This window comes from Acinetobacter sp., assembly GCF_036666595.1.
In the GTDB taxonomy this organism is placed as follows: domain Bacteria; phylum Pseudomonadota; class Gammaproteobacteria; order Pseudomonadales; family Moraxellaceae; genus Acinetobacter.
Map to the genome: position 1 here is coordinate 231,171 of NZ_JAVWVO010000002.1, position 16,198 is coordinate 247,368.

The window sequence follows — 16,198 nt, forward strand, 5'->3', positions numbered from 1 at the left end:
ATATGGAAACGCAATTAGAGATAGAGCAAGCAGATGTGCAAGCGCCGTCTGATCAAATGCAAGATCAAAGCACCACGCCAAAAAGTGCAGCAGCTCAACCTAAGCAGACCAGTAAAAAGGCTGTGCTTCGTTCTAAAGTCCTACATACTTACGGTACCATTGTTGTAGGTGCAGGGATTTCGGGCATTGCTGCGGCGTATAAAATGAAACAAGTGGGCTATCAGGACTATCTGGTTTTAGAAAAGGCGGAGAGAGTTGGCGGTACGTGGCGTGATAATAATTACCCCGGCTGTGGCTGTGATGTACCTTCGGCCTTGTATTCATTTTCCTTTGCGCCTAGTCATCAATGGAGCCATTTATTTGCGAAACAACCTGAGATTTTAAATTACTTAGAACAGGTGGTTGAGCAGTTTGGATTGCAAGACAAAATCCGCTTTCAGCATGAGTTACTCAGTGCGAAGTGGAGTGAAGAGGCGGGTATTTGGCAACTCGAAACTTCTCAAGGGGCATATCAAGCACGAACCGTGATCTTTAGCACAGGGCCGATTACAGAACCATCCTTACCTAACATTAAAGGGATAGAAGGATTTAAAGGAGAGATGTTCCATTCAGCCCGTTGGAAACATGATTATGACTTAACGGGAAAGCGGGTTGCAGTGATTGGAACAGGCGCATCGGCCATTCAGTTTATTCCACAAATTCAGCCGTTGGCGAAAGAGTTGATCGTATTTCAGCGGACTGCGCCGTGGGTTTTGCCCAAAGCGGATATGCAGCTGAATGCTAGCGTGAAGTCGCTGGTGGCTAAATTCCCGATGATTCAGCGAGGCTGGAGGAAGAGTGTTTCCAGTATTTTAAATGGGATCAACTTTGGGCTTCGTCACCCGTCACTACTTGAGCCAGTCAATGTTTTAAGCCGTCAATTATTAAAATTACAAATACAGGATGACACTTTACGTAAAGCCGTAACGCCTAACTTTTCGATCGGCTGTAAGCGACTTTTATTTGCCAACAATTATTATCCAGCACTGCAACAAGACAATGTCACGCTGTTACCCCAAGGTTTGGTCGAGATTGATGGACAGAGTGTCATTGCGGCAAATGGGGAGCGATTTGAGGCCGATGTCATTATCTGGGGAACTGGTTTTGAAGTGGCTCATCCTCCGATTGGCCAACGTGTATGGAATGCCCAAGGTGAGCGATTGGCTGACCTTTGGAAGGATAGTTCTCCAGAAGCATACTTAGGTACAAGTTTGGAAGATGTACCGAACGCGTTTTTAGTATTGGGGCCAAATATCTTGGTCTATGACTCATTTATTGGCATTGCTGAAGCACAAATTCAGTACATTGTAGATGGTCTACTAAAAATGAAGCAGCAAGGCTTTAAACGTATGATGGTGAAACGAGATGTTCTGCGTTATCACAATGCCAAGGTACAAACTCATTTAAAAACCACCGTATTTAACCGAGGCGGCTGCTCAAGCTATTATTTAGATCAAAATGGGCGTAACTTCGCGGCTTGGCCGTGGTCCTTGGCCGAGTTAAAGCAACGTTTATCTACGCTTGAGCTAAAACACTACGATGTTGTTGAGGCTTAATGTAGCTGCATTAAGTATTGAAAAAAGCCTGAGTTTGTTTAGGCCTTTTAATACTTTAAGAGTGCCACTCATAAATGGTAGGTTTAGAGTTCAACATAAAAAAACCACCCATGCGGGTGGTTTTTTGTCTATCAACGCAGACCGAATTAACGGTTGATGTCGCGTTGAACTTCGCCAGTGTAAAGCTGACGAGGACGACCGATCTTGTACGGACCGCTGTGCATTTCTAACCAGTGGCTGATCCAACCAACAGTACGTGCAAGCGCGAAGATCACTGTAAACATTTCTGTCGGGATACCAATCGCTTTAAGGATGATACCTGAGTAGAAGTCTACGTTCGGGTATAGGTTACGTTTGATGAAGTATTCATCAGAAAGAGCGATACGTTCAAGTTCCATAGCAAGAGCAAGCTGTGGATCGTTGATGCCAAGCGCACCAAGAACTTCGTCGCAAGTTTCTTTCATTACTTTCGCACGTGGATCGAAGTTTTTGTACACACGGTGACCGAAGCCCATGAGTTTAACTTCTTTAGTTTTCACTTTTTCCATGAAGTCAGCAACGTTCTCTACAGTGCCGATTTCATCAAGCATCTTAAGAACAGCTTCGTTCGCGCCGCCGTGAGCAGGGCCCCAAAGTGCAGAGATACCTGCAGCGATACATGCATATGGGTTCGCGCCAGTAGAACCAGCTAAACGTACTGTAGACGTAGAAGCATTTTGTTCGTGGTCTGCGTGAAGCGTGAAGATACGGTCCATTGCTTTAGCAAGGATAGGATCTACTTTGTAATCACGGTCTGCTGGAGTAGCAAACATCATGTACAAGAAGTTTTCAGCGTAGCTTAAGTCGTTACGTGGGTAAACGAATGGTTGACCAACAGTATACTTGTAGCTCCACGCAGCCAAAGTAGGTACTTTAGCAATTAAGCGGATCGCTGTAATTTCACGGTGATCAACATTTTCGATGTCTAAGTTGTTGTGATAGAACGCAGAAAGCGCACCAACTACACCAACCATGATCGCCATAGGGTGAGCATCGCGACGGAAACCATTGAAGAAGCGGCTAACTTGATCGTGAACCATGGTGTGGTTACGAACTTTAGCATCAAATACTTCTTTTTGTTCAGCTGTTGGAAGCTCGCCATTGAGTAGTAAGTAGCAAGTTTCTAAGTAGTCAGCTTTAGTTGCTAACTGGTCGATTGGGTAGCCACGGTGTAAAAGCACACCTTTGTTACCGTCGATGAAAGTGATTTTAGACTCGCATGCAGCAGTAGCCATAAAACCAGGATCAAAAGTGAAGTGACCTGCGGCCAATACATCCTTAACGTCGATTACATCTGGGCCCAATGTGCCGCTGTAAATTGGTAATTCAATTTCTTTGCCATCAAGCTGTAAAACGGCTTTTTTGCCAGTTGCTTCAGACATTCAATAGATCTCCTGTCCTGGTGAATGATTTATCTGACTCGAAATACTCATCTTTTAATGCACGAATCAGACGGATTAAAAATTTGCTCTAAGAGTAGAGAGTGCTGAAATTTTGTCAATTATACTTATGGATAAAATGATGACTTCCGAAGTTATAGTTAAGATTTAATCCATTAAAATTTGCATAAAATCACAGCACCGACACACTATAATAAGTTAATTCAAGGAGCAAGTGCATAAATAAAAAATGTTGCTGGCGCAATTGTAAGCAGTTTTATATTGAAAAAAGCGCTTGAAAAGAAACAAAATTCAAGTCGTCATATATTTACATTTATTATGATTCTCGTAACTTACGCATCATTTTAAAAAGAAAATGCTGCTTTCGTAGTCATTGTTAAAAACAATAAGTGACTCAAAAAAAATGATTTAATTGTATAAAAAATAGCTTATTTGGTATTTCGAAAACGATATATAAGTCACTTTTTTATTTATACGGATGTGAAAAAATTGTTTTAATTAAAATTTATTACGAGATATTTCAATCTTGTAGGGGATTAATCTGTTGCACCAACATCATGCATATTTATGCCACTATATTAAAATAAAATAATGAACATTTTATATATAAATAAAAAATGCTTAAAATAATGTAGTGAAATTAGCCAGTTTTAAAAACAAGACTTTTTTGTGCATCTTTAGTCTAAAGTCGAATTTTACCGTTTTTGTATAAATTTTAGCGCTTGAATTTGGTGTTTATTTTATAAAAACCAACCATATAGCTGAGATTTGAAGCTAAAGTGTTGTAGCGCAAGGTATTTATCTATGTGTTAATGATTCTTATTTAAAGAATTTTTATGCAAAAAGGCCAAGGGCATTGTTTGTATTTTGATAGTTCACGTCTTATAATTCAGTGTCGTTTTAAGTTCAAACGCTATTTAATTTAGAGTTTTAAAGTAGCTGCTGAACAATGCCAGCTTTCCTTCGAATTAATTCCAACAAACTCCGGATGGAGTTTTTACTTACAGGATGCCCGCTGTGAAAAGCAACAGACCTGTCAATTTGTCCATGGGTCAAGTTTTAGAAGTAAACTTAAAATCCCCTGTGGCTATTGCATCAATCTTACACCGTCTATCAGGTGTCATCGTATTTTTACTCGTACCGGTACTTCTATGGATCTTAGACAAGTCATTGTCTTCGCCTGAAGGATTTGCTCAAGTTCAGGCTATTTTTAATAGCTTCATTGTGCGTTTTGTCGTATGGGTATTTGTAGCCGGCTTAATTTTCCACTTTATTGCGGGCGTTAAGCACTTACTTGCAGATATCGGTATTGCTGAAGAACTGCAAAGTGGTCGTATCGCAGCTACTATTTCATTGATCTTGTCTGCAATCGGTATCGTTGCGGCATTTGTATGGATTGTTATCTAATGAAAAGTGCTACTGGTTTAACGGGTTCAGGTTCTCGCGATTGGTTTATCCAACGTGTAAGTGCTGTCGTATTAGCGGTTTATACAGTTGTTGTTTTAGGTTGGATCCTATGCAATGGCGGTTTTAGCTATGAACAGTGGTACGGCTTTATGATGACAGCTCCAATGAAGATTTTATCTTTATTGGCCGTCTTATCTCTTGTTGCACATGCTTGGATTGGTATGTGGCAGGTATTCACTGACTATGTGACTACTCGTCAAATGGGTCCTTCAGCTTCAGGTTTACGCCTTGTACTGACTTCAGCAGTAATTATTGCTGTATTTGCATATGCGATCTGGGCAATCCAGATTTTTTGGGCGAATTGATAGGAATAGATCATGGGCGCTATAACCCCTAAAGAAGATTACACAAATATTCCACACGAAACTTTCGATGCTGTCATCGTTGGTGGTGGTGGTTCAGGTATGCGCGCGTCTTACCAACTTGCTCAAGCTGGTTTGAAAGTTGCTGTTTTAACTAAAGTATTCCCAACTCGTTCGCACACTGTTGCAGCGCAGGGTGGTATTGGTGCATCTCTTGGTAACATGCAAGAAGACAACTGGCACTACCACTTCTATGACACTGTTAAAGGTTCTGACTGGTTAGGCGACCAAGACGCAATCGAATATATGACGCGTGAAGCGCCTCAAGTTGTTTATGAACTTGAACATATGGGTATGCCTTTTGACCGTAACGCAGATGGTACGATTTACCAACGTCCATTCGGTGGTCACTCTGCAAACTACGGTGAAAAAGCAGTTCCACGTGCATGTGCTGCTGCTGACCGTACAGGTCACGCACTTCTTCACACGCTTTATCAAAGCAATGTGAAAATGGGTACGCAATTCTTTGTTGAATGGATTGCACTTGACCTAATTCGTAACGAAGCGGGTGATGTTCTTGGTGTAACAGCAATTGACCAAGAAACGGGTAAGATTGCAGTATTCCAAGCAAAAGCGACATTGTTTGCTACAGGTGGTGCGGGCCGTGTTTACCGTGCATCGACCAATGCTTACATCAACACTGGTGACGGCCTTGGTATGGCTGCGCGTGCAGGTATTCCATTACAAGATATGGAATTCTGGCAGTTCCACCCAACGGGTGTTGCTGGCGCAGGCGTATTGTTAACTGAAGGTTGTCGTGGTGAAGGTGCAATCCTTCGTAACGATGCAGGCGAGCCATTCATGGAACGCTATGCACCAACTTTAAAAGACTTGGCACCACGTGACTTCGTATCACGTTCTATGGACCAAGAAATTAAAGAAGGTCGTGGTTGTGGTCCGAAGAAAGACTACATCTTGCTTGATATGACGCACTTGGGTGCTGAAACGATCATGAAACGTCTTCCATCTGTTTTTGAGATTGGTAAGAAATTCGCGAACGTTGACATCACTAAAGAACCAATTCCAGTTGTACCAACAATCCATTATCAAATGGGTGGTATTCCAACGAATATCCATGGTCAAGTGGTGTTGCCTGAAGGTTCTGAAACTGAAGCATTTACAGCTCATTATGACAAAGATAGCGATATCTATTCGACTAATGCAGGCGATCGTAACTTTACGAAACCTGTTAAAGGCTTCTATGCAATTGGTGAGTGTTCTTGCGTATCTGTACATGGTGCAAACCGTCTAGGTACGAACTCATTACTTGACTTGGTTGTATTTGGTAAAGCTGCGGGTGAGCACATCATCGACTATGTGACTAAACACCACGGTGATGAATACCAGCCACTTCCTACCACTGTACTTGAGCAAACTGTTGCGCGTATCCGTAAATTGGATGACTCAACAACAGGTGAAAATGCACAAGAGGTTGCAGATGCAATCCGTGACATCGTACAAGACCATGCTGGTGTATTCCGTACAACTGCACTTCTTGAAGAAGGTGTGAAGCAGATTCTTGCGATTGAACCACGTGTACGCAACATTCACTTGAAAGACAAATCTAAAGTATTTAACACTGCGCGTGTAGAAGCTTTAGAAGTTGAAAACTTGTATGAAGTGGCTAAAGCGACATTGATTTCAGCTGCTGCTCGTAAAGAGTGTCGTGGTGCGCATACAGTTGTAGACTTTGAAGAGTCGCCTGATCACCCAGCTTACCCATATGGTCGTCGTGATGATGAGTGGATGAAGCACACATTATGGTTCTCTAGCGATAACCGTCTTGAGTACAAGCCAGTTCGTTACAAGCCATTGTCTGTTGCTGCAATTCCACCTAAACCACGTACATTCTAATTGGGAGAAGTAAGATGAGTAGAGGTACTCGTACATTTAATATCTACCGCTACGATCCTGATAAGGATGCAGCGCCGTACATGCAAACTTTCAAACTAGAGTTGACTGATAAGCACCGTATGTTGCTTGATGCGCTTCTTGCATTGAAAGTACAGGATGAATCATTAACATTCCGCCGCTCATGCCGTGAAGGTATTTGTGGTTCGGATGGTGTGAACATCAATGGTAAAAATGGTTTAGCGTGTCTTTTGAACCTAAATGATTTGCCAGAAGTGATTACAGTTCGTCCTTTACCTGGCTTGCCAGTGGTTAAAGATTTAGTTGTGGATATGAACCAGTTCTACGATCAGTACAACAAAATTCACCCATTCTTGATCAATAACCAACCTGCGCCGCCAAAAGAGCGTTTACAGTCTCCTGAAGAGCGTGAACACCTAGATGGTTTATACGAATGTATTCTTTGTGCATGTTGTTCAACTTCATGCCCATCATTCTGGTGGAACCCAGATAAGTTCTTGGGTCCTTCAGCATTGTTGAATGCATACCGTTTTATCATCGACTCTCGTGATACAGCAACTCAAGAGCGTTTGGCTCGTCTAGACGACCCATTCTCGCTATTCCGTTGTAAAGGCATCATGAACTGTGTATCAGTATGTCCTAAAGGTTTGAACCCAACTAAAGCAATCGGTCACATCCGTAACATGCTTTTAGATGCTGCGGGTTAATCTGTAGGCTGATTTATCAGTTAGAAAAAGCACACCTTTGGGGTGTGCTTTTTTATTTTATAGCTAGATTTTTGCTGTAAAAAATAAAGTTGAGTGAAAGCGTGAGGTTGGCACTATTTTTGTTTGTGATAGGTGGCTCTTGTAGAAATTGCACCAGATTGGTGAAAAGCGCGGCGATTTAAAACAAATGTCATAAATAAGTGCAAGTATGAGTCTGCAAAAAAAGTTATGAAGATGTTAAGATGGATGTTGTTGATGGGGAGGGCATATTGAAAGATGATGCTCTCTTTTCGTATGTGTTTTTTGGAGTAGACTTTGGTCTACGTTGAAACTCGGTTTTATTTAAAGCACCATATATTAGATGAAATTTTGATATGTGTATTTCGCCAATTTATGAAAGGTATGTGTCAAAAAAATCAATTGAAATATGGGGAGTATGTTAAAATTTTTGCACATTTATATTTAAAAAATACGCGCTAAATATGTACATTAATTCAACATTTAAGCCGCATTAGAGCGAGTATAAATGAAGAGTTAGTCGCTTTAGAAAAAATAATGCAATGCCTTATTTTTTCTAAGTCGATTTGCAAAAAATTGCTCGGTTTTGGCCGGGTATGAATGAGTGATGATGCCGCTGAGGGCGTTATGATTCATTGTCACATTGGGTAATTCTAATGTAGTGATAACGCCTCATGGCATCCGCCTTATGGGGACTAATGTCATGTTACCAATTTGACATTACTAATCATGGGTTAGCTTAAAAAGCATCCTGAAATGTTTTTGCAATAGGAAATGGGTCCACAAATGCAAGAAGTTGCTGACGCATTGCGTCTTGACACTGAACTTTCCGCTGATAGTGCAGCGTATATTGAAGAACTTTATGAGCAGTACTTGGCTGCACCAGACTCAGTAGAAGCTGACTGGCGTGCATACTTCGATAAATACCCGAAAGGTGATCAACCACACAGCAATGTACGTGAGCAATTCTTATTACTAGGTCGTAATTCAAGTCGTGTTCAAGCAGTGGTACAAAGTTCTGTTAGTACAGAACATGAACGTCGTCAAATTGGCGTACTACAACTGATCGCAGCGTACCGTAACCGCGGTCACCAAAAAGCGAAGCTTGATCCTTTAGGTTTGGCAAAACGTGAAATCGTGCCAGATCTTGACCTTGCTGCACATGGCTTAACCCAATCTGATTTCGACACTGTATTCAATACAGGTAATCTTTTGATTGGTAAAGACGAAGCAACTCTAGGTGAAATGGTTCAAGCCATGGAAGCAACGTACTGCGCTTCAATTGGTGCAGAATACATGCACATTGTTGATACCAAAGAAAAACGTTGGATTCAACAACGCCTTGAAGGTGCGCGCGGTCAATTCAACTTCACTGCAGAACAGAAAAAACACGTATTAGAGCGTTTAACTGCGGCTGAAGGCCTGGAAAAATTCCTAGGTAATAAATACGTTGGTGCAAAACGTTTCGGCGTGGAAGGTGGTGAATCTTTCATTCCAATGGTTGATGCTTTGATTCAGCGTGCAGGTTCTGTAGGTTGTAAAGAAGTGGTCATTGGTATGCCTCACCGTGGTCGTTTGAACCTTCTTGTAAACATCATGGGTAAAAACCCAGCAGACCTATTTGGTGAGTTCGAAGGTAAGAGCTTACATAAAAAAGGTTCTGGTGACGTTAAGTACCACCAAGGTTTCTCTTCAAACGTCATGACTCAAGGTGGCGAAGTTCACTTGGCATTGGCGTTTAACCCATCCCATTTAGAAATCGTTGGCCCTGTGGTTGAAGGTTCAGTACGTGCACGTCAAGTTCGTCGTAAAGACATTGGTGGTGATGACGTATTGCCAGTAATTGTTCACGGTGATGCTGCATTTGCAGGTCAAGGTGTTAACCAAGAAACCTTCCAAATGTCACAAACACGTGGCTATACAGTGGGTGGTACGGTTCACATTGTGGTGAATAACCAAGTGGGTTTCACAACCTCTGATCCACGTGATGCGCGTTCTACAGAATACTGTACGGACATCGCGAAAATGATCCAAGCACCGATTTTCCATGTGAACGGTGATGATCCTGAATCAGTATTGTTTGTTGCGCAATTGGCACATGACTTCCGTCATACTTTCCGTAAAGACGTTGTCATTGACATGTTCTGTTACCGTCGTCGTGGTCACAACGAAGCGGACGAGCCAGCTGCAACTCAGCCAATGATGTATCAAGTCATCAGCAAGAAAACGACAACGCGTGCGCTGTATGCAGACCAATTGGTTCAAGAAAGCGTATTAGATCGTGCTAAAGCGGATCAAATGGTTGAAGACTACCGTTCGGATCTAGAAGCAGGTAAGCACGTTGCCAATGCACTGGTACTTGAACCAAATACAAAAATGTTTGTAGATTGGGCACCGTACTTAGGGCATGACTATACAGACGTATGGGATACCACATGTTCTGAAGATCGCCTAAAAGAACTTGGTCGCAAAATGCGTGAGCTTCCTGAAGGCTTCGTGATGCAGCGTCAAGTTGCAAAAGTGATTGATGATCGCTTGAAAATGCAAACTGGCGAAATTCCATTAAACTGGGGTGCTGCGGAAACTTTGGCTTATGCATCTATTTTAGATGATGGCTATTTGGTTCGTTTAACTGGTGAAGACGTAGGTCGTGGTACCTTCTCACACCGTCATGCAAAATTGCATAACCAAGTGGATGGTTCAACGTATATTCCGCTTTGCCATATCAAAGAAAATCAACCACGTACTGCTATTTATGACTCATTATTGTCTGAAATGGCGGTGTTAGGTTTTGAGTATGGTTATGCAACGACTCTGCCTAAGAGCTTGGTAATTTGGGAAGCACAATTTGGTGACTTCGCAAACTGTGCACAGGTTGTGATTGATCAGTTCATCGCATCAGGTGAAACCAAGTGGGAGCGTGTATGTGGTTTAACGCTACTTCTTCCTCATGGTTTTGAAGGTCAAGGTCCTGAGCACTCATCTGCACGTTTAGAACGTTTCTTACAGCTATGTGCTGAAGACAATATGCAAGTGATGACGCCGACTACGCCTGCACAGATTTTCCATGCTTTACGTCGTCAAGCGATTCGCCCAATTCGTAAGCCAATGATCATCATGTCGCCGAAGTCTTTACTTCGTCACAAACTTGCAACATCTACTTTAAGTGAACTTGCAAACGGTACATTCCAAACTGTGATTGATGAAATCGATAACATCAACAAAGCAGACGTAACACGTTTAGTGCTTTGTGGTGGTAAGGTTTACTACGACTTGCTTGAGAAACGTCGTGAGCAAGAGTTGAATAACACTGCAATCGTTCGTATTGAACAATTGTATCCATACCCTGAACAACGTATTGCTGAAGTTCTTGCTCAATATCCAAATCTTAAAGACATCGTTTGGACGCAAGAAGAGCCGAAGAACCAAGGTGCTTGGTTATTTATTGCTCCTCGTCTATATGATGATGTAATGAAGTCAGCTAAACCAGTACGTATCAGTTATGCAGGTCGTGAAGCTTCTGCTGCACCGGCTTGTGGTTCACCATATTTGCATGCAAAACAACAAGCTCAGCTCGTAAATGACGCTTTAGCGATCGTAGCTGAATAACAGGAGATTCTTAGTAATGGCAACCGAAATTAAAGCACCGGTATTCCCTGAGTCAGTTGCGGATGGAACAATCGCAACTTGGCACAAACAACCAGGTGAAGCAGTATCACGTGATGAAGTGATCTGTGATATTGAAACAGATAAAGTTGTTTTAGAAGTTGTTGCTCCTGCTGACGGTACAATTGCATCGATCATTAAAGGTGAAGGTGACACTGTTCTTTCAAATGAAGTGATTGCACAGTTTGAAGAAGGTGCTGTATCTGGCGCTGCGCAAACTGAAGCAGTTCAGTCTGAAGCGAAAGTAGAACAAGCGGTTGTTCAAACTGAAGCGGGTGCTGCACCAGTTGTTGAACGTGCTCAAGTTGCTGATCAAGCGCCTGCTGTGCGTAAAGCATTGACTGAGTCTGGCATTCCAGCTGCTGATGTTGCAGGTACAGGCCGTGGTGGTCGTATCACGAAAGAAGATGTAGCAAATCACCAAACTAAGCCAGCAGCTCCAGCTGCAGCACCATTAAGTGTTGCTGTGGGTGAGCGTGTTGAGAAACGTGTTCCAATGACACGTCTTCGTAAGCGTGTTGCTGAGCGTCTGCTTGCTGCAACTCAAGAAACTGCAATGTTGACGACGTTTAACGAAGTGAACATGAAGCCAATCATGGAAATGCGTGCACAATACAAAGACGCATTTGAGAAGCGTCACGGTGCGCGTCTTGGCTTTATGTCTTTCTTTGTTAAAGCTGCAACTGAAGCGCTTAAACGCTACCCAGCAGTTAACGCTTCAATTGACGGTGATGACATTGTTTACCACGGTTACTATGACATCGGTGTAGCAGTATCTTCTGAGCGTGGTCTAGTTGTACCTGTGCTTCGTGATACAGACCGCATGAACTATGCTGAAGTTGAAAATGGTATCCGTGACTTTGCTTATAAAGCACGTGATGGCAAATTAGGCATCGAAGACATGACTGGCGGTACGTTTACAATCACCAACGGTGGTACTTTCGGTTCATTGTTATCGACTCCGATCTTGAATACACCACAAACTGCGATTTTGGGTATGCACAAAATCCAAGAGCGTCCAATGGCTGTAAACGGTCAAGTAGAAATCTTACCGATGATGTATTTAGCGCTTTCTTATGACCACCGTCTAATCGATGGTAAAGAAGCGGTTGGTTTCTTAGTAACAATCAAAGAATTGTTAGAAGAACCAGCTAAATTGATCCTTGACCTTTAATTCTAAAGAATAAAACATGGGCTTAGAGCGATCCTCTAAGCCCATTTTTGGAGATAAAAATGTCTCAACAATTTGATCTTGTTGTAATTGGCGGTGGCCCAGGTGGTTACGAAGCAGCAATTCGTGCAGCGCAACTTGGTTTTAAAGTTGCTTGTATTGAAAAACGTATTCATAAAGGTAAACCATCTTTAGGTGGGACGTGCTTAAACGTGGGTTGTATCCCATCTAAAGCACTGCTTGATTCTTCTCACCGCTATGAAGATACAGTGCATCACTTAGCTGATCATGGTATTACAACAGGTGAAGTGAACTTTGATTTGTCTAAACTCCTTGCACGTAAAGACAAAATTGTTGACCAACTGACCATGGGTATTGATGGCCTTTTAAAAGGTAACGGTATCGAGTGGTTAAAAGGTACAGGTAAATTACTTGCAGGTAAAAAAGTAGAATTTGTATCTCACGAAGGTGAAACTCAAGTTTTAGAGCCTAAATATGTGATTCTTGCAACGGGTTCTGTGCCAATTAACATTCCATCAGCACCAGTTGATCAAAACATTATCGTTGACTCAACTGGCGCACTAGAATTCCAAGAAGTACCTAAGCGTTTAGGTGTCATTGGTGCGGGTGTAATCGGTCTTGAGCTTGGTTCTGTTTGGCGTCGTTTGGGTGCTGAAGTTGTTGTATTTGAAGCAATGGATGCATTCTTACCAATGGCCGATAAAGCATTGGCAAAAGACTACCAAAAACTTTTGACGAAACAAGGTCTTGATATCCGTGTTGGTGCTAAAGTTGCGGGTACAGAAGTTAATGGTTCTGAAGTGACTGTTAAATATACTCAAGGTGGCGAAGAAAAAACTCAAGCGTTTGATAAGTTGATCGTTTGTGTAGGCCGTCGTGCATATGCTGAAGGTCTATTGGCTGATGATTGCGGCATCAAGCTCACCGAACGTGGTTTAGTTGAAGTGAACGATTGGTGTGCAACATCTGTTGAAGGCGTATATGCAATTGGTGACTTAGTTCGTGGTCCAATGCTTGCGCATAAAGCAATGGAAGAAGGCGTAATGGCTGTTGAACGTATTCATGGTCATGCAGCTCAAGTCAACTATGACACTATCATTTCTGTGATTTACACACACCCAGAAGCGGCGTGGGTCGGTTTAACAGAACAGCAAGCGATCGAGAAAGGCCACGAAGTGAAAACGGGTCAATTCGGTTTCGCTGCAAACGGCCGTGCAATGGCTGCGGGTGAAAATGCTGGTTTCGTGAAGTTTGTTGCTGATGCGAAAACTGACCGTTTACTGGGTATGCACGTGATTGGGCCTGCTGCGTCTGATATCGTACACCAAGGTATGATTGCGCTTGAGTTTGTATCTTCGGTTGAAGATCTACAGTTGATGACTTTTGGTCACCCAACATTCTCAGAAGTGGTTCATGAAGCTGCACTTGCAGTGGATGGTCGAGCGATTCACGCAATTCAGCGTAAACGCAAATAAGACAACGAAAAGAGCGACTATGGTCGCTCTTTTTTGTTTCAGGTGTTGTCTTCTCATGAAGAATCATCTAAAAATAAAGACAAGAAGTTTTAAAAATCCAAAATGTTCACTGTGATAGTAAACAGCTTCGGTGCAACAAAAAGTAAATAAGCAGTAATAAAAAGGTTAGTCGATGAATTTACATGAATATCAAGCTAAAGCGCTATTAAAAAAATATGGTATGCCTGTCCAAGAGGGCGTACTTGCCACCACTCCAGAAGAAGCAGTAAAAGCCTTTGAACAAATAGGCGGAAAATTTGCTGTAATGAAAGCCCAAGTGCATGCGGGTGGTCGTGGTAAGGCGGGTGGCGTAAAAGTTGTAAAGTCAGCAACGGAAGCCGCTGAATATGCAAAAAGTATCATTGGGACAAACCTCGTTACCTATCAAACTGATAGCCATGGCCAACCTGTCAACAGTGTGCTTGTCGCAGAAGATGTTTATCCTGTAGAGCGTGAACTGTATTTAGGTGCAGTGGTTGACCGCTCAAGCCGTCGTGTGACCTTTATGGCTTCGACCGAAGGTGGCGTCGAAATTGAAAAGGTTGCCGAAGAAACCCCTGAAAAAATTATCAAAGTTGAAGTCGATCCTTTGGTTGGCTTATTGCCATTTCAAGCACGTGAAGTTGCATTTAAGTTGAATCTTAAAGATGGTCAGGTGAATCAATTTGTGAAAGTGATGTCTGCGGCATATCAAGCATTCATTGAAAATGATTTTGCACTTTTTGAAATTAACCCGTTATCTGTGCGTGAAAATGGCGATATTCTATGTGTTGATGCCAAAGTAGGGATCGATTCAAATGCGCTGTATCGTTTACCTGAAATTGCTGCGCTGCGCGATAAGTCACAGGAAAATGAACGTGAGTTAAAAGCATCTGAATTTGACCTCAACTATGTCGCGCTTGAAGGCAACATTGGCTGTATGGTTAATGGGGCAGGCCTTGCAATGGCAACCATGGATATTATTAAACTCTATGGCGGTCAACCTGCGAACTTCCTTGATGTGGGTGGTGGTGCAACCAAAGACCGTGTGATTGAAGCGTTTAAAATTATTCTGGCAGATACCTCTGTACAAGGGGTGTTGATTAATATCTTCGGTGGAATTGTACGTTGTGACATGATTGCTGAAGCAATTATTGCAGCGGTTCAAGAAGTAAATGTGACCGTACCTGTGGTTGTTCGTTTAGAAGGGAACAATGCTGAATTGGGTGCCAAATTACTTGATGAATCAGGTTTAAAACTTATTTCTGCAAATGGCTTGTCGGATGCCGCAGAAAAAATTGTTGCTGCAGTAAAAGCGTAAGGAGTATCAATATGAGCGTATTAATTAATAAAGACACCAAAGTATTGGTACAAGGTTTTACTGGTAAAAACGGTACATTCCATTCTGCACAAGCACTAGATTATGGAACCAAAGTCGTCGGTGGGGTTACACCGGGTAAAGGCGGCACAACTCATCTAGATTTACCTGTATTTAACACGATGAAAGATGCAGTTGCAGGTACAGGTGCAGATGCGACGGTGATTTATGTGCCAGCTCCATTTGTATTAGATTCAATTATTGAAGCAGTGGATTCAGGTGTTGGACTGATTGTGGTCATCACGGAAGGCGTACCAACTTTAGACATGCTTAAAGCCAAGCGTTATCTTGAAACCAATGGTAATGGTACGCGTCTGATTGGTCCAAACTGTCCGGGTATTATTACTCCGGGTGAATGTAAGATCGGGATTATGCCGGGTCATATTCACCAACCAGGTAAAATTGGCATCATCTCGCGTTCAGGCACGTTGACTTATGAAGCGGTTGCTCAAACGACGAAACTGGGCTTAGGACAATCGACCTGTATTGGTATTGGTGGTGATCCAATTCCGGGCATGAACCAAATTGATTGTTTGAAACTGTTCCAAGAAGATCCGCAAACTGAAGCGATTATCATGATTGGTGAGATTGGTGGTACGGCTGAAGAAGAAGCAGCTGAATATATTCAATCGCATGTGACTAAACCTGTTGTGGGTTATATTGCAGGTGTAACAGCACCGAAAGGCAAGCGTATGGGGCATGCGGGAGCAATTATTTCTGGAGGTAAAGGTACTGCGGAAGAAAAGTTTGCAGCATTTGAAAAGGCAGGGATGGCGTATACGCGTAGCCCAGCAGAACTCGGTTCAACGATGTTCCAACTTTTAAAGGATAAAGGCCTCGCTTAAATTTTAACATTTGGAAAAATCCCCTATTTAGGGGATTTTTTTTAAATCTAAAATACGGCATAACACCATGTAAAAATTGAGATTTATATCACAATTTATTTACAAAACAGTTTACATTTTATTCATTTGATAAAATATACTGGATCAAAGACACATAATTAATA

Annotated in this window: 11 protein-coding genes; 10 read left to right on the plus strand and 1 reads right to left on the minus strand. The window is 42.3% G+C overall.

Translation table 11 applies throughout. The annotated features are described in order from the left end of the window. Positions 1 to 2 precede the first annotated feature (2 nt). Positions 3 to 1,595: an NAD(P)/FAD-dependent oxidoreductase gene (locus RR876_RS04340; RefSeq protein WP_332476610.1), complete on the plus strand. Its 1,593-nt coding sequence runs from the start codon at positions 3 to 5 to the stop codon at positions 1,593 to 1,595. Positions 1,596 to 1,741: 146 nt separating this feature from the next. Here the strand turns inward: RR876_RS04340 and gltA are convergent, their stop codons facing one another. Beyond that, a complete protein-coding gene (gene gltA / locus RR876_RS04345) occupies positions 1,742 to 3,016 on the minus strand; it encodes a citrate synthase (protein ID WP_004695551.1) in 1,275 nt (424 codons plus the stop codon). 1,026 nt (positions 3,017 to 4,042) lie between these two features. Between gltA and sdhC the strand changes: the two genes are divergently transcribed. The 9 genes from sdhC to sucD all read left to right on the plus strand — a co-directional run bounded on the left by sdhC (position 4,043) and on the right by sucD (position 16,034). Beyond that, positions 4,043 to 4,441 (plus strand): succinate dehydrogenase, cytochrome b556 subunit, encoded by a 399-nt coding sequence (gene sdhC / locus RR876_RS04350; protein ID WP_005400408.1) that lies wholly within the window; start codon positions 4,043 to 4,045, stop codon positions 4,439 to 4,441. Further along, on the plus strand, positions 4,441 to 4,806 hold the full coding sequence (gene sdhD, locus RR876_RS04355) for a succinate dehydrogenase, hydrophobic membrane anchor protein (protein ID WP_004695554.1): 366 nt from the start codon (positions 4,441 to 4,443) through the stop codon (positions 4,804 to 4,806). The genes sdhC and sdhD overlap by 1 nt, the downstream gene beginning before the upstream one ends. Positions 4,807 to 4,818: 12 nt before the next feature. Next, positions 4,819 to 6,717, plus strand: coding sequence for a succinate dehydrogenase flavoprotein subunit (gene sdhA / locus RR876_RS04360; protein WP_332476608.1), 1,899 nt, complete (start codon positions 4,819 to 4,821; stop codon positions 6,715 to 6,717). A 14-nt stretch (positions 6,718 to 6,731) separates the two neighbouring features. Further along, positions 6,732 to 7,442, plus strand: coding sequence for a succinate dehydrogenase iron-sulfur subunit (locus RR876_RS04365; protein WP_125280000.1), 711 nt, complete (start codon positions 6,732 to 6,734; stop codon positions 7,440 to 7,442). Between the two features lie 804 nt (positions 7,443 to 8,246). After that, complete coding sequence (locus RR876_RS04370; RefSeq protein WP_332476716.1) at positions 8,247 to 11,069, plus strand: 2-oxoglutarate dehydrogenase E1 component; 2,823 nt, start codon at positions 8,247 to 8,249, stop codon at positions 11,067 to 11,069. 16 nt (positions 11,070 to 11,085) lie between these two features. Then, positions 11,086 to 12,300, plus strand: a complete 1,215-nt coding sequence (gene odhB / locus RR876_RS04375) for a 2-oxoglutarate dehydrogenase complex dihydrolipoyllysine-residue succinyltransferase (protein WP_004695562.1) — start codon at positions 11,086 to 11,088, stop codon at positions 12,298 to 12,300. 59 nt (positions 12,301 to 12,359) lie between these two features. Beyond that, a complete protein-coding gene (gene lpdA / locus RR876_RS04380) occupies positions 12,360 to 13,793 on the plus strand; it encodes a dihydrolipoyl dehydrogenase (RefSeq protein ID WP_332476607.1) in 1,434 nt (477 codons plus the stop codon). A gap of 172 nt (positions 13,794 to 13,965) precedes the next feature. Continuing rightward, the gene (sucC, locus tag RR876_RS04385) at positions 13,966 to 15,132 is read left to right on the plus strand and encodes an ADP-forming succinate--CoA ligase subunit beta (protein WP_005400414.1); all 1,167 of its coding nucleotides are present in this window, start codon (positions 13,966 to 13,968) and stop codon (positions 15,130 to 15,132) included. A gap of 11 nt (positions 15,133 to 15,143) precedes the next feature. Further along, a complete protein-coding gene (sucD, locus tag RR876_RS04390) occupies positions 15,144 to 16,034 on the plus strand; it encodes a succinate--CoA ligase subunit alpha (RefSeq protein WP_317113070.1) in 891 nt (296 codons plus the stop codon). The last annotated feature ends 164 nt before the right edge of the window (positions 16,035 to 16,198 follow it).

Excerpts from the sequence above, each read along its gene's own strand:
- RR876_RS04340 (WP_332476610.1), top strand. The coding sequence starts at position 3 with ATGGAAACGCAATTAGAGATAGAGCAAGCAGATGTGCAAGCGCCGTCT.
- gltA (WP_004695551.1), bottom strand. The coding sequence starts at position 3,016 with ATGTCTGAAGCAACTGGCAAAAAAGCCGTTTTACAGCTTGATGGCAAA.
- sdhC (WP_005400408.1), top strand. The coding sequence starts at position 4,043 with ATGCCCGCTGTGAAAAGCAACAGACCTGTCAATTTGTCCATGGGTCAA.
- sdhD (WP_004695554.1), top strand. The coding sequence starts at position 4,441 with ATGAAAAGTGCTACTGGTTTAACGGGTTCAGGTTCTCGCGATTGGTTT.
- sdhA (WP_332476608.1), top strand. The coding sequence starts at position 4,819 with ATGGGCGCTATAACCCCTAAAGAAGATTACACAAATATTCCACACGAA.
- RR876_RS04365 (WP_125280000.1), top strand. The coding sequence starts at position 6,732 with ATGAGTAGAGGTACTCGTACATTTAATATCTACCGCTACGATCCTGAT.
- RR876_RS04370 (WP_332476716.1), top strand. The coding sequence starts at position 8,247 with ATGCAAGAAGTTGCTGACGCATTGCGTCTTGACACTGAACTTTCCGCT.
- odhB (WP_004695562.1), top strand. The coding sequence starts at position 11,086 with ATGGCAACCGAAATTAAAGCACCGGTATTCCCTGAGTCAGTTGCGGAT.
- lpdA (WP_332476607.1), top strand. The coding sequence starts at position 12,360 with ATGTCTCAACAATTTGATCTTGTTGTAATTGGCGGTGGCCCAGGTGGT.
- sucC (WP_005400414.1), top strand. The coding sequence starts at position 13,966 with ATGAATTTACATGAATATCAAGCTAAAGCGCTATTAAAAAAATATGGT.
- sucD (WP_317113070.1), top strand. The coding sequence starts at position 15,144 with ATGAGCGTATTAATTAATAAAGACACCAAAGTATTGGTACAAGGTTTT.